1 protein-coding gene is annotated in these 1,163 nt (G+C 66.3%); it reads left to right on the top strand.

Going from position 1 to position 1,163, the window contains the following annotated elements:
* Positions 1–1,163, top strand: a 1,163-nt coding sequence (locus AC0L2A_RS36185) for a condensation domain-containing protein (RefSeq protein WP_473612964.1), incomplete at both ends; no start/stop codon positions are given.

The following is a 1,163-nucleotide window of genomic DNA, read 5'->3' as shown; positions in this document are numbered from 1 at the left end:
CGCGGGGGCCGCTGATCCGCGGGCGTCTGATCCGGATGTCGGATGCGGAACACGTCTTCCTGCTGACGCAGCATCATATCGTCTCGGACGGCTGGTCGCTGGGCGTGCTGCTGCGTGAACTCAGTCAGCTTTACCAGGCGTTCGAGGCTGGACGGGACGATCCTTTGCCGCCGCTGGCGATCCAGTATCCGGATTATGCCGCCTGGCAACGCCAATGGTTGTCGGGGGAACGGCTGCAGAGCCAGGCGCAGTATTGGCGCGACACCCTGTCCGGCGCTCCGGCCCGACTTGCCTTGCCGACGGACCGTGCGCGGCCGGCCCAGCAGTCGTTTGCCGGGGCCAGTGTGCCTGTTGTCATCGATGCGGATCTGACGCGGGGGCTGAAGCGGCTGAGCCGGCAGCATGGCACGACCTTGTTCATGACGGTGCTGGCGGCCTGGGCGGCGGTGCTGTCGCGTCTGTCGGGGCAGGACGACCTTGTGATCGGCGTGCCGAGCGCCAATCGAGGCCGGCGCGAGATCGAAGAGTTGATCGGCTTCTTCGTCAACACCCTGGCGCTTCGGGTCGACCTGTCGGGCGAGCCGAGCGTGTCGCAGCTTCTGGAAGGGACGCGGCGCACGGCCCTGGCTGCGCAGGAGCATCAGGACCTGCCGTTCGAGCAGGTGGTGGAGATCGTCAAGCCGCCCCGGCATCTCGATCACACGCCGCTGTTCCAGGTGATGTTGGCCTGGCAGAACAACGCTGTCGGGTCGTTCGACCTTGCCGGGCTGAGCGTGGCGGCGGCCGGGGAGGGGCTCGATCAGGTCAAGTTCGATCTGGAGCTGAGCCTTGGCGAGTGTGATGAGGTCATAGCCGGAACGTTTGGTTATGCCACGGCGCTGTTCGATCAGGCGACGATCGAGCGGCAGCGTGGTTATCTGCTGGCGTTGCTGCGGGCGATGGTTGCCGATGCGGGTCAGCCGGTCGGCCGCATCGAGCTGCTGTCATCAGACGAGCGCACCTATCTGCTGGAGGATCTGAACCGGACGGCGGCGGCCTATCCGTCGGAGCCGTGCATCCATGAACTGTTCGAGGCGCAGGTGCAAAAGGCGCCGGAGGCGGTGGCGGTGGTCCATGAGGACGAGCGGTTGAGCTATGGCGAGCTCAACGCGCGGGCCAACCGG

Source organism: Mesorhizobium sp. WSM4844, assembly GCF_055811775.1.
Note: the sequence above shows the minus strand (reverse complement) of the source record. Positions and strands in the feature narration are given on the sequence as shown.